The sequence below is a fragment of the Streptomyces sp. NPDC017095 genome, assembly GCF_044332325.1.
Classification (GTDB): domain Bacteria; phylum Actinomycetota; class Actinomycetes; order Streptomycetales; family Streptomycetaceae; genus Streptomyces.
Window position 1 is genome coordinate 153,061 of the sequence record NZ_JBIROU010000004.1, and the last position, 15,801, is coordinate 168,861.

Sequence of the window (15,801 nt, forward strand, 5' to 3'; positions counted from 1 at the left end):
CTCCCCGGCACAACTGTTGAACACGTTCAACAGGCCGAACGGGAGGGGAACCCGCGATGCGCAACGGGGTCAAGGCGGCCGTCATCGGCGGCGTGTGCGTCACACTGCTGGGCGGGGCCGGCTACGGGGTCTACAACATCGCGTCCGCGCTGAACGGCGACGGCGGCACGGCGGGCCCGGCGCCCGCGCGGACCGGGCCGCCCGACGGCGCCGAGGTGCGGCAGGCGTCCCGCGCGTTCCTCGCCGCCTGGGAGAAGGGCGACGCGGCCACCGCGGCGGCGTACACGAACTACCCGCAGGCCGCCCGGGAGCTGCTGGCGGCCTACGGCACGGACGCGCACATCGGCAAGGTGCGGATCACCCCCGGCGAGGCCACCGGCGCCACGGTGCCCTTCACGGTACGGGCGACGGTGTCCTACGAGGGCGCGGCCAAGCCCCTGTCATACCGCGGCAGCCTCACCGTCGTCCGCGGCGAGACCTCGCACCGGGCGCTGGTCGACTGGCGGCCCTCCGTCGTCCACCCGCGACTGCGCACGGGCGACACGCTGGCCACCGGCGCCTTGGCCGCCCCGGAGATCGAGCCCGTGGACCGCGACGGCAAGGTGCTGACCCGACGGCGGTACCCCTCGCTCGGTCCGCTCCTGGACGAGCTGCGCCGGCGGTACGGCGCCAAGGCCGGCGGCCGGCCCGGGGTGGAGCTGGTCATCCGGCACCAGGCCGCGGCGGACGGCGGCCAGACCGCGGACACCCCGCTGCTCACCCTGGCCGAGGGCCGGCCAGGCAGACTCCCGACGACGCTCAGCGCGAGCGTCCAGGCGGCGGCCGAGACGGCCGTGCTGAAGTACCCCGAGTCCTCCGTGGCGGTGGTCAAGCCGAGCACCGGCGAGATCCTCGCCGTCGCCAACAACCGCCGGGACGGCTTCGACGCGGCCCTCCTCGGCGAACGCGCGCCCGGCTCCACCATGAAGATCATCAGCGCGGCGACCCTCATCGACAAGGGCCTGGCCACGGCGGGCGGCCCGGCGCCCTGCCCGCCCTCGGCCGTCTGGCAGAGCCAGACCTTCCACAACCTCCAGGGCCTGGCACCGGACGAGCACGCCACCCTCGCCGACAGCTTCGCCCGCTCCTGCAACACGGCGTTCGTGAAGTTCGCCGACGAGGTGAAGGCCGACTCCCTCACCCGGGAGGCCGAGGACCGGTTCGGGCTCGGGCGGGACGACTGGCGGATCGGGGTGCCGTCCTTCGACGGGCGGGTGCCCGCCGCCGGCGGTCCGGACACCGCGGCCGCGCTGATCGGCCAGGGCCAGGTCCAGCTGAGCCCGCTGAACATGGCCTCGGTGACGGCGACCGCCACGACCGGCGCCTTCCGCCAGCCGGTGATCGTGCCACTGCGCCTGGACGGCCGGGAACCGGCCCGCGCGCGGGGGCTGGCGCCGGGCACGGTGGCGCAGTTGCGCGCGATGATGAACCGCACCGCGCGCAGCGGCACCGCGGCCACGGTGATGGCCGGGCTCGGCGGGGACGTCGGCGCCAAGACCGGTTCGGCGGAGGCCGACGGGGAGGCCAGGTCGGACAGCTGGTTCACCGGGTACCGGGGCGATGTGGCGGCGGCGGCCATGGTCCAGGACGGCGGGCACGGCGTCGACGCGGCCGGTCCGATTGTCGCAAGCGTGCTACGGAACGCGGGTTGAGATCACCCGTGGAGACGGGGACCTTAAGGTGAGTGCCGTCGTTGGGAGTGTGAGGGCTGTGGAGAGCCTGGGCGAGGCGCGGAGGAACTGAGGGCTGTGGGCAAGAGAAGGCGCGTCGCCGAGCGGCGCAGGACCCGGCCCGCCCTGCTCGGCGGGGCGCTCGCCGTGGCCGTAGGCGCCGGGGCCGGGCTGTACGCGCTGTACGGCGGAGCCGCGGCCGACGAGCGCGCCGCGGCCGGCCACAAGACCGTGCGGACCGGACCGCCCACCGCGGCCGAGATCCGCACGACCGCGGCCCGCTTCCTCACCGCCTGGCAGCACGGCAAGGTCTCCGCGGCGGCGGCCGCCACCGACGACCCGGCCGCCGCGGACCGGCTGCTGACCGGTTACACCAAGGACGCGCATCTGACGGACGTCACGGTCACCGCCCGGCCGCCCAAGGGCGCCCGGGTGCCGTTCGCCGTGCGGGCGACGATCGCCTACCGCGGCCTGAGCAAGCCGCTGGCCTACGACAGCTCGCTCACCGTGGTGCGCCGCGCGAGCGACGGCCGGCCGCTGGTCGACTGGCGCCCGGCCGTCGTCCACCCGGACCTGACAGACGGCGACCGGCTGGTGACCGGCGCCTCCGGCACCCCGCCGGTCAAGGCGCTGGACCGCGACGGCGGCGAGATCACGGCCGCCCGGTACCCGTCCCTGGGCACGGTGCTGGACGGGCTGCGGGAGAAGTACGGCAAGACGGCCGGCGGCACGGCGGGCATCGAGCTGCGCGTGGTGCGCGGCAAGGCGGCCAGGGACGCCAAGCTGTCCGACAAGACGCTGGCGGAGCTGAGCCGGGGCACGCCGGGCACGGTGCGCACGACGCTCAGCCCGGAGTTCCAGGCGGCGGCCGAGCAGCAGGTGGACAAGCGGGCGCGGGCCTCCGTGGTGGTCCTGCGGCCCTCGACCGGGGAGATCCTTGCGGCCGCCAACAGCGGGCACGGCTTCAACACCGCGTTCCAGGGCGCCCTCGCGCCCGGCTCCACCATGAAGATCATCACCTCGTCGCTGCTGCTCGACAAGGGTCTGGCCGCGGCGGACAAGCCGCACCCGTGCCCGAAGACGGTCACCTTCGGCGGCTGGAAGTTCCACAACGACGACGACTTCGAGATCAAGGGCGGCACCTTCAAGGCCAGCTTCGCCCGGTCCTGCAACACGGCCTTCATCAGCCAGGCGAAGAAGCTGGGCAACGACGACCTGAGCCGGCAGGCCCAGCAGGTCTTCGGACTGTCCCGGAACGACTGGGCGATCGGCGTGCCCAGCTTCGACGGCTCGGTGCCGGTGCAGTCGGCGGCGCAGATGGCGGCCGAGCTGATCGGGCAGGGCGGGGTGCGGATGAACCCGCTGAACATGGCCTCGGTCGCGGCCACCGTGCAGTCGGGCTCCTTCCACCAGCCGTATCTGGTCCCGCCCTCGGTGGACCACCGGACGCTGGCCACCGCCTCGCGGACCCTGCCGGCCAGGACGCTGTCCCAGCTGCGCGAGCTGATGCGGTACACCGCCGCGTCCGGCACGGCGGCCGAGGCGATGTCGGGGCTCGGCCCGGACTACGGCGCGAAGACCGGCTCGGCGGAGGTCGACGGCCAGAAGAAGCCGAACGGCTGGTTCACCGCCTACCGCGGCGATCTCGCCGCCGCGGGTGTCGTCCAGGCGGGCGGGCACGGCGGCGACACGGCCGGGCCGATCGTGGCGGCACTGCTGAAGCGCGGGAGCTGATCAGCCGCGCACCGGCTCGGCGGTGTACGTCCGCCGCAGGAACCGCAGCAGGGTCTTGGACTCGAACTGCACCACTTCCACGCCCTGGTCGGTGTGGAACTCCACGACGGCCTGGACCCGGCCGCAGGGCCACACCCGGACGGAGCCGCTCCCGGCCGGCGCCCGCAGTCCCCGTTCGAGCAGCGCGCGGGAGAAGGTCCACTCGTGCGGGCCGGGCAGGCCGACCCGGACCGACCGGGGATCGCTGTCGGGGTCGTACCGGAGCAGGACGGGTACGGCCCCCGGGTCGTCCTCGTCCGTGACGATATGAGCGCGCGCGTACTGTTCGACCACAGACATCGGACCGCCCTCTCACGCACCGTGACCCGAGTGAAAGCCATTCCTCCGCTTTCCCTCAAGAGTCGCACACTTCGCCCCGTCTGCCCCGGCGGGAGACGAGAGGGCGTCTCTCTTGCAAGTACTTCGCAACAAGGGCCTAAAATCGTCGGGTGCATGTACCTGACGGATTCATAGACGCCCCGACCTCCGCGGTCACCGGAGTGCTCGCCGCCGGCGCCGTGGCGGTGAGCCTGCGCGGTGCCCGCCGTGAGCTGGACGAACGCACCGCGCCGCTGGCCGGTCTGGTCGCGGCGTTCATCTTCGCCGTGCAGATGCTGAACTTCCCGGTGGCCGCCGGGACCAGCGGACATCTGCTGGGCGGAGCGCTCGCCGCGATCCTCGTCGGCCCGTACACGGCGGTGCTGTGCGTGTCGGTGGTGCTGCTCATGCAGGGCGTGCTGTTCGCCGACGGCGGGCTGACCGCGCTGGGCGTGAACATCACCGACATGGCGATCGTCACCACCGTGGTGTCCTACGCCCTCTTCCGCGGTCTGCTCGCCGTGCTGCCCCGCAAGCGGCGCTCGGTGACGGTCGCCTCGTTCGTCGCCGCGCTGGTGTCCGTGCCCGCCGCCGCCGTCGCCTTCACGCTGATCTACGCCGTCGGCGGCACCACCGACGTCTCCCTCGGCAAGGTCGCCACCGCGATGATCGGCGTGCACGTGCTCATCGGCATCGGCGAGGCCGTCATCACCGCGCTGACGGTCGGCGCCGTCATCGCCGTACGCCCGGACCTGGTGCACGGCGCGCGCGGGCTGCGGCAGCGGCTGAGGCTGCGGGTGAACGGCGAGCTGGTCGACGCCCCGGCCGCGGTGCCCGCGGCGCCCGCGGTGGCGCGCACCTCGCGCCGGACCCTGTGGGTGACCGGCCTCGTCACCTCGCTCGTCCTCGCCGGCTTCGTCAGCTTCTACGCCTCCGCCGCCCCGGATGGCCTGGAGAAGGTCGCGCACGACAAGGGGATCGACAAGAAGGCGGAGCAGCACGCGGCCGCCGACTCGCCGCTGGCCGACTACGGCGTCCGGGACATCTCCGACGCGCGGCTGTCCGGCGGACTCGCGGGCGTGATCGGCGTCGGCGTCACCGTCGTCGCGGGCAGTGCCGTGTTCTGGACGCTGCGCAGGCGGCGCGCCGACGACGTGTCCCCCGCGAACACGGGTCTGTGAGGTGGGCGCCGGACACGCGCACAGGCTCTACCGGCACGGGCACTCGCCCGTGCACGGTCTGCCGCCGCACACCAAGCTGGCCGCGGCGTTCCTGTTCGTGGTGGTCGTCGTGTCGACACCGCGCGAGGCCATGGGGGCGTTCGCGGTGTACGCCGTGCTGCTCGCGGCCGTCGCCCGGCACGCGCGCGTGCCCGCCGGCTTCCTGCTGCGGCGGCTGCTGATCGAGGTGCCGTTCGTCGCGTTCGCCGTGCTCATGCCGTTCGTGGCGGAGGGCGAGCGGGTGCACGTGCTGGGGCTCTCGCTCAGCGTGAACGGCCTGTGGGGCGCCTGGAACGTGCTCGCCAAGGGCACGCTCGGCGTCGCCGCGTCGGTGCTGCTGGCCGCCACCACCGAGCTGCGGGAGCTGCTGCTCGGGCTGCAGCGGCTGAAGCTGCCGCCGCTGCTCGTGCAGATCGCGTCCTTCATGATCCGCTACGGCGACGTCATCACCGACGAGATGCGGCGGATGCGGATCGCCCGTGAGTCGCGCGGCTTCGAGGCGCGGGGCGTGCGGCACTGGGGCGTGCTCGCCAAGTCCGCCGGCGCGCTGTTCATCCGCTCCTACGAACGCGGGGAGCGGGTGCACCTGGCCATGGTGAGCCGGGGCTACGCCGGTGCCATGCCGGTCATCGACGAGGTGACCGCCTCCGGCGCCCAGTGGCGGCACGCCCTCGCCCTCCCCGGTGCCGCCCTCGTCGTCTGTCTGCTGGGATGGGTGCTGTGATGGACGCTGTGACAGCTTCTCTGGAGGTCTCCGGCCTCGCCTTCGCCTACCCCGACGGGCACCAGGCCCTGTTCGGTGTGGACTTCTCCCTCGCCCGCGGTGAACGGGTCGCCCTGCTCGGCCCGAACGGCGCCGGCAAGACGACCCTGGTGCTGCACCTGAACGGCATCCTGAGCGGCGGCACCGGCACGGTGACCGTGGCCGGGCTGCCGGTCGGCAAGCGGCACATGGCCGCGATCCGGCAGAAGGTCGGCATCGTCTTCCAGGACCCGGACGACCAGTTGTTCATGCCGACCGTGCGGGAGGACGTGGCGTTCGGGCCGGCCGCCGCCGGGGTCAGGGGCGCGGAGCTGGAGGAGCGGGTGCGCGGCGCGCTGGAGCGGGTCGGCATGCGGGACTTCGCCGACCGGCCGCCGCACCACCTGTCCTTCGGGCAGCGCCGGCGCGTCGCGGTGGCCACCGTGCTCGCCATGGAGCCGGAGATCCTGGTCCTGGACGAGCCGTCGTCCAACCTCGACCCGGCCTCCCGCCGCGAACTCGCCGACATCCTGCGCTCGCTGGACGTCACCGTCCTCATGGTCACGCACGACCTGCCGTACGCCCTGGAGCTGTGCCCGCGCTCGCTCGTCCTCAGCGACGGCGTGATCGTGGCGGACGGCCCGACCGGCACGCTGCTCTCCGACGAGGAGCTGATGCGGGCGCACCGGCTGGAGCTGCCGTTCGGCTTCGACCCGAAGACCGTGCCCACGGGCGCCCGCGGCACGACGGCATAACGATTCCGTCAGGCCGCTCCCACCGAGGAATCGCAGGCGTACGTCCGCTGTTGCACCCGCTGTCGCAGGCAAGGGAACGAGGGGACGGCGGACCGTGGACGTGAACGGCACTGTGGCCGAGGGCTTCGAGCCGGTCAGGGAGGCGTTCGCAGCGAACTTCACGCTGCTCGGCGAGCGCGGCGCGGCCGTCGCCGTCTACCGCGACGGGCACCGGGTCGTGGACCTGTGGGCCGGCGTCCGGGACATCGACGGGGCGGTCGGCGCGGCGCCCTGGGAGCGCGGCACCGCGCAGATCGTACGCTCGGCGACCAAGGGGATCGCCGCCGCCGCGCTGCTGCTCCTGCACCAGCGCGGCGTCCTCGACCTGGACGCCCCGGCCGGCGTCTACTGGCCCGAGTTCAAGGCGGCCGGCAAGGAGCGCACGCGGGTACGGCACCTCCTGGCGCACCGCGCGGGCGTGCCCGTGCTGGACCGCCCGCTGACCCCGGCCGAGGCCGCCGATCCCGAACTCGGGGCCGCCGCGGTCGCCGCCCAGGCACCGGTGTGGGAGCCGGGCACCGACCACGGCTACCACGCCCACACCTACGGCTGGCTCACCGGCGAGCTGCTCCGCCGGGTCACCGGCCGCCCGGTGGGCGAGTGGGTGGCGGAGGAGATCGCCGGGCCGGCCGGCGCGGAGCTGTGGCTCGGTCTGCCGGCGGCGGAGCGCGGGCGGGCCGGCCGGGTCGGCCCGGCGGACGTGCCCGAGTCCGCGGGCGGTCTGCGGATACGGCCCAAGCGCGCGGTGGCCGAGGCCTACGCCGACCCGGACTCCCTCACCCGCCGCGCGTTCGCCGCGATCACCCCGGTGGCCGACGAGAACGACCCCGGCTACCGCGCCGCCGTCCTGCCCGCCTCCAACGGCATCGCCACCGCCGACGGGCTGGCCCGCTTCTACGCCGCGCTGATCGGCGAGGTGGACGGCGGCACCCGGCTGTTCACGCCCGAGACCATGGAGCTGGCCCGCGCCGAGCAGTCCGCCGGGCCGGACCGGGTGCTCGTGACCGGCACCCGCTTCGGCCTCGGCTACATGCTGCACGGCGCCGCGTCGCCGCTGCTCGCGCCCGGCTCCTTCGGCCATCCCGGCCGTGGCGGCGCCCTCGGTTTCGCCGACCCGGAGCACGGCATCGCCTTCGGCTATGTGACCAACGGCTTCCGGCCGGGCGTGACCGCCGACCCGAGGGCGCAGGCGCTGGTACGGGCCGTCCGCACGGCGCTCGCCTGACCCCGGGCGACACCGCGGGCGCCGGTGGGGCTCACACGTGGATCGGGTGCGAGGTCCGCCCGGACTCCGCGTCGATCTCCTCGTGGGCCTTGGTCAGCAGCCGCATGGCCAGTTCGTTCAGGGCGCGGGCGCCGGCGATCTCCTCGCCGACCCGGGGCTGGTTCGCGTCGACCTGGTGCCTGCTGGCCCGGCCGTGCGCCCGCACCTCGGTGCCGTCGGGCAGGCGCACCAGGGCCGCCGCGCGCGTGTGCTGGTCGTCCTCCTCCCTGAACTCCAGCTCGACGTGCCATCCGACAGCGGTGTGCATCATGACGACCACCTCCGAGAATCCGTGCTTCCAGGGTGCGCCACGGCACCCGGACCGTCATGTCGGCGGGCCGCGTTCCGCGCGTGCACCGTCCGGGTCCCGGCCGTCACCGGCGCCGCCGCGGCGAGCGGGGTCAGGCGGTCCGCTCGCGCACGTGCACCGCTGTCGCGCCCGCGTGGACGAGGAGGTCCCGCGGCCCGATCGGGAAGACGGCGTGCGGGGTGCCGGCCGCCGCCCACACCACGTCGTGCGCGAGCAGCGAGCGGTCGGCGAGGACACGGGTGCGCGTGCGGTGCCCGAAGGGCGGTACGCCGCCGATGGCGTACCCCGTGGCCTCCCGGACCACGCGGGCGTCGGCCCTGCCGACCTCCCCGGCTCCCAGTTCCGCCCGCACCCGCTCGACATCCACGCGCCCGGCTCCGTCCATGAGCACCAGCACCGGCTCGCCGTCGGCGGCGAAGACCAGGGACTTGCAGATCTGGCTCAGCTCGCACCCGATCGCGGCGGCGGCCTCGGCGGCGGTCCGGGTCCCCGCCGGGAAGCGCCGGGTACGCGCGAGCACCTCCTCCAGACCGAGCGTCCGCAGCGCTTCGGCGAACCGGGGATGGGCCCCGGACCCTTCGGCATCGGTGGGGGTGGTCGTCGTCATGGGGGCACGGTACGGCACGGCCCGGACCGCGCTCACACGGTTTTTTCCCCCGTGGCCGCCGGAGCGATGCACCTCGACCGGCACGCGGAAGGCCGGTGAGGGCGCGGTCCCGTCCCCGGGTCCCGCCCTCACCGGCCGTGTCCCGCAGGACGCGGGAGTGCCGGACGCGGTACGTCAGGCGCGTACCAGTTCCTTCTCACCGTCGGGGTCGGTGTTGCCGTGGCCGGCGGCAGTGCGCAGGCCCTCGCCCTCGACGTCCACGTTGGGCAGCGCCCGGTCCAGCCACGTCGGCAGCCACCAGGCCCGCTTGCCGAGCAGCGCGAGGACCGCCGGGACGATGGCCATGCGGACCAGGAACGCGTCGAAGAAGACGGCGATCGCGAGACCGAAGCCGATCATCTTGACCATGGACTCGCTGGAGCCGATGAAGCCGGAGAAGACGGCGATCATGATGACGGCGGCGGCGGTCACGACCCGCGCGCCGTGCCGGAAGCCGGTCACCACGGCCTGGCCGGGCGTCTCGCCGTGGACGTACGCCTCGCGCATCCGGGTCACGAGGAACACCTCGTAGTCCATCGCGAGACCGAAGACGACACCCACCATGAAGATCGGCATCATCGACATCACCGGGCCGGTCTGTTCGACGTTCATCAGGCCGGACAGCCAGCCCCACTGGAAGACCGCGACGACGGCGCCGAGCGCGGCGAGCACCGACAGCAGGAAGCCGAGGGCCGCCTTCAGCGGCACCAGCACCGAGCGGAAGACCACGATCAGCAGCAGGAACGCCAGGCCGACCACGAGCGCCAGATACGGCAGCAGGGCGTCGTTCAGCTTCTGCGAGACGTCGATGTTCATCGCCGTGGAGCCGGTGACCAGCACGGTGGAGCCGGTCTCCCGGGCGATGTCCGTGCCCTTGTCGCGGATGGCGTGCACCAGGTCCTCGGTGGTCGCCGAGGACGGCTTGGACCGCGGTACGACCGTGATGGTCGCGGTGTCGCCGGCCTTGTTGGGCGCGGCCGGGGTGACCGTGACGACGTCGTCCAGGTCCTTGATCCGGGCGCGGACCTCGGCGAAGGCGGCCTTGGGCGCGGGGCTGTCCTTGGCGTCGACGACGACCATCAGCGGGCCGTTGAACCCCGGTCCGAAGCCCTCGGAGAGCAGGTCGTAGGCGCGGCGCTGGGTGGTGGAGACGGGCTGCGAGCCGTCGTCGGGCAGGCCCAGCTCCAGGGAGGCGGCCGGGACCGCCGCCGCGCCGAGGCCGACCACGCCGAGCAGCAGGACGGCGACCGGGCGGCGGACGACGAAGCTGGCCCAGCGGGTGCCCATGTTCGGCCGGCCGGGCCGCTTCGGCGTCCGGCCGCCGCCGAGCAGCCTGCTCTTCTGGCCCGCCGGCTTGACCTTGCGGCCGGCGTAGCCGAGCAGCGCCGGGATCATCGTCAGGGCGATGAGGACGGCGATGGCGACGGTGCCCGCCGCGGCGACGCCCATCTTGGTCAGCATCGGGATGTTGACCACGGACAGGCCGACCAGGGCGATGACGACGGTGAGGCCGGCGAAGACCACCGCCGAGCCCGCCGTGCCGACAGCGCGTCCCGCGGCCTCCTCGCGCTCGCGCCCCTCGGCGAGTTCGGCGCGGTAGCGGGAGACGATGAACAGGGCGTAGTCGATGCCGACGGCGAGGCCGATCATCGTGGCCAGGGTGGAGGTGGTGGAGCCCAGGTCCAGGGCGCTGGCCAGCGCGGTGATCGAGGAGACGCCGATGCCGACGCCGATGATCGCGGTGAGCAGCGGCAGCCCGGCGGCCAGCAGGGAGCCGAAGGTGATGACGAGGACGACGGCGGCGATCGCGATGCCGATGATCTCGCTGGAGCCGGTCTCGGGCGTCGCGTTCAGCGCGTCACCGCCGACCTCGACGGTCAGCCCGGTGTCCCGCGCGTGCTGCGCGGCCTCCTTCAGGGCGTCCCGGGTGGAGTCCTGAAGCTCCATGCCGGAGACCTTGTACTTCACCGAGGCGTAGGCGACGGTGCCGTCCTTGCTGACGGCGTGCCCGGTGTAGGGGTCGGCGACGGAGGCGACCTCGGAGCCGTCGGCCAGCTCCTCGACGGTCTTCTCGACGGCCCGCTTGTGGCCGGCGTCGGTCATCTTCCCGCCGCCGGGGGCCTTGAAGACGACCCGGGCGGTGGCGCCGTCGGCGCTCATCCCGGGGAAGCGCGCCTCCAGCAGGTCGAAGGCCTTCTGGGCCTCGGTGCCGGGGATGGAGAAGGAGGTGTTGCCGGCGGCGGGCGCGGAGGCGGCGCCCACCCCGGCGAGGGTGAGCAGCGCGACCCATATCAGGGCGACGAAGTGCCGTCGCCGGAAGGCGAGCCGGCCGAGTTTGTAGAGGAACGTGGCCACGGAGGCGTACTCCCGGTCAGTCGTGGGTTCAGCTGGGCAGGGGTGATCAGCCCGACGACGTGAGCGGTGACGTCAGGTGGTGGGCTTGCCGGGGAAGGGCTGTCAGTCGGTGGGGGCGCCGAGGGCGGGGAGGACCACGGCGTCGATGTACGACAGGAGGAACGCCTGCGTCGGCGGCTGTTCGTCGATCAGGGTGCGGGCGGCGAAGGCGCCGATCAGCATGTGCATCACGAACCCGGTCGCCGGGTTGTCCGCACGGACCTCGCCCCGCTCGACCGCCCGCCGCAGCACCCGGCGGAACTCGCCCAGCTCCGGCTCGACGAGATGCTCCCGGAACGCCTGGAGCAGGTCCGGGTTGCCGTGCACCGCCATGGCCAGGGCCCGCATCAGCGCGGAGTTCTGCTCCATCTCGCAGTCGTCCGCGCGCAGGGTGAGGGCGTGCAGGTCGCCCTTGAGCGACCCGGTGTCGATCTCCGCGGTCCGGCCGGGCTTGGTGTGCCGGACGGCTTTCGCCACCAGCTCGGCCTTGCCGCCCCACTGGCGGTAGAGCGTGGCCTTGCTGGACCGGGTGCGGGCGGCGACGGCGTCCATGGTCAGGGCGTCGTAGCCGACCTCCCGGAGCAGGTCGAGCACGGCCTCGTACAGCTCGGCCTCGCGCTCGGGCGTGATCCGGCTGCGGCGCGCGGCCGCGACGGCGTCGGTCATGCCCGTCACCTTCCCCCCTCCGGAGGCTTCTTCCTCGTACACCTGAGAAGATACCCCGCCCCGTTTTCGAAACGAAACCGTTTCGTACGTGTGTTGGGTCACGAAGGTGAAGACGCCATAAAGCGGCGCGGCCGCCCGGCCACGAGTTGCTGGCGCCGGTCGACCGGAAAAGCATGGGGAGGGTGAGCTATCTGCGCTTCCCCCACCTCAGCGGCGACCTGCTGTGCTTCGTGGCCGAGGACGACCTGTGGCTGGCCCGCCTCGACGCCCCGGACCGCGCCTGGCGGCTCACCGCGGACCGCACCAAGGCGGGCCATCCCCGCTTCTCGCCGGACGGCCGCCGGATCGCCTACACGTCCTGGCGCAGCCTCGTCCCCGAGATCCACCTCGTCGACGTCGCGGGCGGCGGTCCGGCCCGCCGGCTGACGTACTGGGGCAGCGTCGACACCCAGGTGTGCGGCTGGACCCCGCCCGACGAGCAGGGCCACACCGACATCCTGGCGGTGGCCTCCCACGGCCAGCCCTTCTCCTACTTCACCTGGGCCTACAAGGTCCCGCCCGACGGCGACCCGGGCGGCCGGCTGCCCTGGGGCCCGGTCGCCGACATCCAGGTGGCCGACCTCGCCGGCGAACACAAGACCCTGCTGCTCACCGGCACCCCGCCGCACGAACCGGCCTCCTGGAAGCGGTACCGCGGCGGCGCCACGGGCCGGCTGTGGCTGCACGGGCAGCGCCTCCTGCCGGACCTCGGCGGCCATCTGGCCTGCCCGGTGTTCGTCGCCGGCCGGATCGCCTTCCTCTCCGACCACGAAGGCGTCGGCAACCTCTACTCCTGCGCCCGCGACGGCACCGACCTGCGCCGCCACACCGACCACGACGCCTTCTACGCCCGGCACGCGGCCGGCGACGGCAGCCGGGTGGTGTACCAGTGCGGGGGCGACCTGTGGCTGGTGGACGACTTCTCCCCGGACGGCGAACCGCGCCGGCTGGACATCCGGCTCGCCGGGCCGCGCACCGGCCGCCGCCGCTACCAGGTGCCGGCCGCGCAGAACATCGACGGCGTCTCCGTGGACGAGACCGGCCGGGCCAGCGCGGTCGTCGTGCGCGGCAGCCTGTACTGGCTGACCCACCGGGACGGCCCGGCCCGGACGATCACCGACCCGCCCGGCGTACGGGTGCGGCTCCCGGAGATGCTGGGCTCCACCGGTCAGGTCGCCTACGTCACCGACGCGCCGGGCGCGGACGCGATCGAGATCGCCCACCTCCCGCGCGCCAGCGGCGACCGCGCGCCGCGCCGGCTGGCCTGCGGCGCCCTGGGCCGCGTCCTGGAGCTGGCCGCCGACCCGCTGGGCGAACGGCTGGCGGTCGCCTCGCACGACGGCCGCCTGCTGCTGATCGACGTGGGACAGGAGACGGCGGCGCAGGACGGACCCGACGCCACGGCGACCACGGGCGACGACGCACAGGACGCACCGGACGCCGCCGCGACCACGGGCGACGCGCAGGACGGACCCGACGCCACGGCGAGCGCGGCCGGTGCCGGGCCGCGGGAGTCCGCCGGGCCGAGCGGTGTGACCGAGCTGGTCCGTTCCGTGAACGGTCCCGTCCGCGACCTCGCCTTCTCCCCCGACGGCTGCTGGCTCACCTGGTCGCATCCCGGCATCGGCCGCTCCCTGCGCCAGATCAAGCTGGCCCGCATCACGGACGGGCTGACCGTGGACGTGACCAACGGCCGCTTCGAGGACGAGAACCCGGTGTTCACCCGCGACGGCCGCTACCTCGCCTTCCTCTCCTGGCGCGGCTTCGACCCGGTCTACGACGTGCACACCGGCGACCTGTCCTTCCCGCTCGGCTGCCGCCCGTACCTCGTCCCGCTCTCCTCGGCGACCCCGTCGCCCTTCGCCCTCAGCCCGGAGGGCCGTCCGGCCGCCGGCGGTCTCGATCCGCTGGAGGACGAGGAGAGCGGCGAGGCCGGCACGGTGACGGTCGAGGTGGAGGGGCTGGCGGACCGGGTCACGCCGTTCCCGGTCATCGCCTCCAAGTACTCCGCGCTGCACCCGGTCGCGGGCGGCGGCCTGGTCTGGCTGCGCTGGCCGATCTCCGGCGCGCTCGGCGAGACCTTCGTCAACCCGGCCGACGTCAGCGGCCGTCCGACGCTGGAGTACTTCCACATCAGCAAGGCGAAGAAGTCCGAACTGGTCGACCACCTGGACTGGTTCACGGTGAGCGGCGACGGCACCCGGCTGGTCGTGGTGGACGAGGGCGACCTGCGGGCGGTGCCGTCGACCGAGCCGGGCGACGGCGACACCACCGTCTGGATCGACGTACGCCGCATCCTGCACGAGGCCGACCCGCCCGCCGAGTGGCGGCAGGCGTACGACGAGGCGGGGCGCCTGATCCGCGCCTACTTCTGGGACCCGGGCATGTGCGGCATCGACTGGGAGGCGGTCCTCGCCCAGTACCGCCCGCTGGTCGAACGGGTCGCCTCGCCCGACGAGTTCGCCGATCTGCTGCGCGAGGTGCTCGGCGAACTCGGCACCTCCCACGCCTACGTCAGCGCCGCCCGCCGCAACGAGGGCCCGCCGCACTACCAGCGCCCGCAGGGCCTGCTCGGCGCCAACTTCGTGCGCCGGGACGGCCGCTGGGAGGTCCGGCGCATCCTGTCCGGCGACTCCTCCGACTCCCGGGCCCGGTCGCCGCTGGCCGGCACGGGCATCCGGGAGGGCGCCGTCCTCACCCACGTCGACGGCCGCCCGGTCGACCCGGTGACCGGGCCGTACCCGCTGCTGGCCGGCTCGGGCGGCACCACCGTGGAGCTGACCTTCGTCTCCGCGGCGGGCGGCGCCGGGCGGCCCCGGCGGGTCGCCGTCGTCCCGCTCGTCGACGAACGGCCGCTGCGCTACCAGGACTGGGTGGCCAAACGCCGGCAGGTGGTCCGGGAGCTGAGCGACGGCACATGCGGCTATCTGCACATCCCCGACATGGGCGGGTCCGGCTGGGCCCAGTTCAACCGCGACCTGCGCATGGAGGTGTCCCGGCCCGCGCTCATCGTGGACGTGCGCGGCAACGCCGGCGGCCACATCAGCGAACTCGTGATCGAGAAGCTGACCCGGACGATCCTCGGCTGGGACCTGACCCGGGACGCGCAGCCGGTGTCGTACGCCTCGAACGCGCCGCGCGGACCGGTGGTGGCCGTGGCCGACGAGGCGACCTCCTCCGACGGCGACATGATCACCGCCGCTTTCAAGCTGCTGTGCCTCGGCCCGGTGGTCGGCCAGCGCACCTGGGGCGGAGTCGTCGGCATGACCGGGCGGCACCGGCTCGGCGACGGCACGGTCATCACGGTTCCGATGAACGCGGCCTGGTTCGACGCCTACGGCTGGTCCGTGGAGAACCACGGCGTCACCCCCGACGTGGAGGTCCTGCGCACCCCGCTGGACTGGGCCGAGGGCCGCTATCCCGTGCTGGGCGAGGCGGTCCGGCGGGCCCTGGAACTGCTGGAGTCCCGTCCCGCGGCCGTCCCGCCGGACCACAGCGACGTACCCGACCGGACCCGGCCGAAGCTGCCGCCGCGGGCGACCGGATGAGCGGCCCGGCGGCGGTCGTGCCGCAGGGTGCCCTCCGCACGGGAGGGCACCCCGGCCCGCTTCGGCCGTGAGCGGGCGCGTCAGCCCGCCTCAGCCCTCGTCAGTGCGCGTCAACCCTCGTAGTCCTGGTCGAAGCGGTCCCGCACCTGCTGCTCCGTGTCCTCGATGTCACGGTGGTTCTGGCCGCCGCGCTCGCGCTGCGGCTGGCCCGGGCGGCCCTGCCGACCACCCTGGCCGGCCTTGTCACGGGCCTGGTCCACCTTCTCCTTGGCCTGGCGGGACTTGTCCTGGAACTGGTCCTTCATACCCATGTGGGTTCACTCCCGTAGTGGGGGGGAAGCGGCCCCTCGCTGGGGCCTCGACCAGATTCACACGGGC

13 protein-coding genes are annotated in these 15,801 nt (G+C 73.9%); 7 read left to right on the plus strand and 6 right to left on the minus strand.

Features of this window, described 5'->3' with window-relative positions; all coding sequences use genetic code 11:
• Positions 1 to 56: 56 nt before the first annotated feature.
• Together ACH4OA_RS09845 and ACH4OA_RS09850 are read left to right on the plus strand one after the other, a co-directional pair.
• Complete coding sequence (locus tag ACH4OA_RS09845; protein WP_397968470.1) at positions 57 to 1,691, plus strand: penicillin-binding transpeptidase domain-containing protein; 1,635 nt, start codon at positions 57 to 59, stop codon at positions 1,689 to 1,691.
• 96 nt (positions 1,692 to 1,787) lie between these two features.
• Positions 1,788 to 3,443 carry a penicillin-binding transpeptidase domain-containing protein gene (locus ACH4OA_RS09850; protein WP_365875088.1) on the plus strand — a complete coding sequence of 552 codons (1,656 nt, stop codon included), beginning with the start codon at positions 1,788 to 1,790 and terminating at the stop codon, positions 3,441 to 3,443.
• On the opposite strand, the gene ACH4OA_RS09855 is transcribed toward ACH4OA_RS09850, so the two are convergent.
• A complete protein-coding gene (locus ACH4OA_RS09855; RefSeq protein WP_397937904.1) occupies positions 3,444 to 3,782 on the minus strand; it encodes an SsgA family sporulation/cell division regulator in 339 nt (112 codons plus the stop codon).
• Positions 3,783 to 3,931: 149 nt separating this feature from the next.
• Between ACH4OA_RS09855 and ACH4OA_RS09860 the strand changes: the two genes are divergently transcribed.
• The 4 genes from ACH4OA_RS09860 (at position 3,932) to ACH4OA_RS09875 (ending at position 7,781) form a co-directional block, all read left to right on the plus strand.
• Positions 3,932 to 4,981, plus strand: coding sequence for an energy-coupling factor ABC transporter permease (locus ACH4OA_RS09860; protein ID WP_365875092.1), 1,050 nt, complete (start codon positions 3,932 to 3,934; stop codon positions 4,979 to 4,981).
• A 1-nt stretch (position 4,982) separates the two neighbouring features.
• Complete coding sequence (cbiQ, locus tag ACH4OA_RS09865) at positions 4,983 to 5,744, plus strand: cobalt ECF transporter T component CbiQ (RefSeq protein ID WP_365875094.1); 762 nt, start codon at positions 4,983 to 4,985, stop codon at positions 5,742 to 5,744.
• Entirely contained in the window at positions 5,744 to 6,517 is a 774-nt protein-coding gene (locus tag ACH4OA_RS09870; RefSeq protein WP_397937903.1) for an energy-coupling factor ABC transporter ATP-binding protein, read from the plus strand. Before cbiQ ends, ACH4OA_RS09870 begins: the two co-directional genes overlap by 1 nt.
• Positions 6,518 to 6,611: 94 nt before the next feature.
• Positions 6,612 to 7,781 (plus strand): serine hydrolase domain-containing protein, encoded by a 1,170-nt coding sequence (locus ACH4OA_RS09875; protein WP_397968472.1) that lies wholly within the window; start codon positions 6,612 to 6,614, stop codon positions 7,779 to 7,781.
• 31 nt (positions 7,782 to 7,812) lie between these two features.
• On the opposite strand, the gene ACH4OA_RS09880 is transcribed toward ACH4OA_RS09875, so the two are convergent.
• The 4 genes from ACH4OA_RS09880 to ACH4OA_RS09895 form a co-directional block, all read right to left on the minus strand.
• Entirely contained in the window at positions 7,813 to 8,091 is a 279-nt protein-coding gene (locus ACH4OA_RS09880) for a DUF1876 domain-containing protein (RefSeq protein ID WP_365875099.1), read from the minus strand.
• 130 nt (positions 8,092 to 8,221) lie between these two features.
• Complete coding sequence (locus tag ACH4OA_RS09885; RefSeq protein WP_397968474.1) at positions 8,222 to 8,737, minus strand: YbaK/EbsC family protein; 516 nt, start codon at positions 8,735 to 8,737, stop codon at positions 8,222 to 8,224.
• A gap of 174 nt (positions 8,738 to 8,911) precedes the next feature.
• Positions 8,912 to 11,131 carry an MMPL family transporter gene (locus ACH4OA_RS09890; protein WP_397968477.1) on the minus strand — a complete coding sequence of 740 codons (2,220 nt, stop codon included), beginning with the start codon at positions 11,129 to 11,131 and terminating at the stop codon, positions 8,912 to 8,914.
• Between the two features lie 102 nt (positions 11,132 to 11,233).
• On the minus strand, positions 11,234 to 11,836 hold the full coding sequence (locus ACH4OA_RS09895; RefSeq protein ID WP_365875105.1) for a TetR/AcrR family transcriptional regulator: 603 nt from the start codon (positions 11,834 to 11,836) through the stop codon (positions 11,234 to 11,236).
• Between the two features lie 173 nt (positions 11,837 to 12,009).
• On the opposite strand from ACH4OA_RS09895, the gene ACH4OA_RS09900 reads away from it, so the two are divergent.
• The gene (locus tag ACH4OA_RS09900) at positions 12,010 to 15,423 is read left to right on the plus strand and encodes a S41 family peptidase (protein WP_397968480.1); all 3,414 of its coding nucleotides are present in this window, start codon (positions 12,010 to 12,012) and stop codon (positions 15,421 to 15,423) included.
• Between the two features lie 110 nt (positions 15,424 to 15,533).
• Here the strand turns inward: ACH4OA_RS09900 and ACH4OA_RS09905 are convergent, their stop codons facing one another.
• A complete protein-coding gene (locus tag ACH4OA_RS09905) occupies positions 15,534 to 15,734 on the minus strand; it encodes a hypothetical protein (RefSeq protein ID WP_365875109.1) in 201 nt (66 codons plus the stop codon).
• Positions 15,735 to 15,801 lie beyond the last annotated feature (67 nt).

What these genes read in the sequence shown, in the direction of transcription:
- ACH4OA_RS09885 (WP_397968474.1), bottom strand. Translation starts at nt 8,737, where the DNA reads ATGACGACGACCACCCCCACCGATGCCGAAGGGTCCGGGGCCCATCCC.
- ACH4OA_RS09905 (WP_365875109.1), bottom strand. Translation starts at nt 15,734, where the DNA reads ATGGGTATGAAGGACCAGTTCCAGGACAAGTCCCGCCAGGCCAAGGAG.
- ACH4OA_RS09900 (WP_397968480.1), top strand. Translation starts at nt 12,010, where the DNA reads ATGGGGAGGGTGAGCTATCTGCGCTTCCCCCACCTCAGCGGCGACCTG.
- ACH4OA_RS09895 (WP_365875105.1), bottom strand. Translation starts at nt 11,836, where the DNA reads ATGACCGACGCCGTCGCGGCCGCGCGCCGCAGCCGGATCACGCCCGAG.
- ACH4OA_RS09870 (WP_397937903.1), top strand. Translation starts at nt 5,744, where the DNA reads ATGGACGCTGTGACAGCTTCTCTGGAGGTCTCCGGCCTCGCCTTCGCC.
- ACH4OA_RS09845 (WP_397968470.1), top strand. Translation starts at nt 57, where the DNA reads ATGCGCAACGGGGTCAAGGCGGCCGTCATCGGCGGCGTGTGCGTCACA.
- ACH4OA_RS09855 (WP_397937904.1), bottom strand. Translation starts at nt 3,782, where the DNA reads ATGTCTGTGGTCGAACAGTACGCGCGCGCTCATATCGTCACGGACGAG.
- ACH4OA_RS09880 (WP_365875099.1), bottom strand. Translation starts at nt 8,091, where the DNA reads ATGATGCACACCGCTGTCGGATGGCACGTCGAGCTGGAGTTCAGGGAG.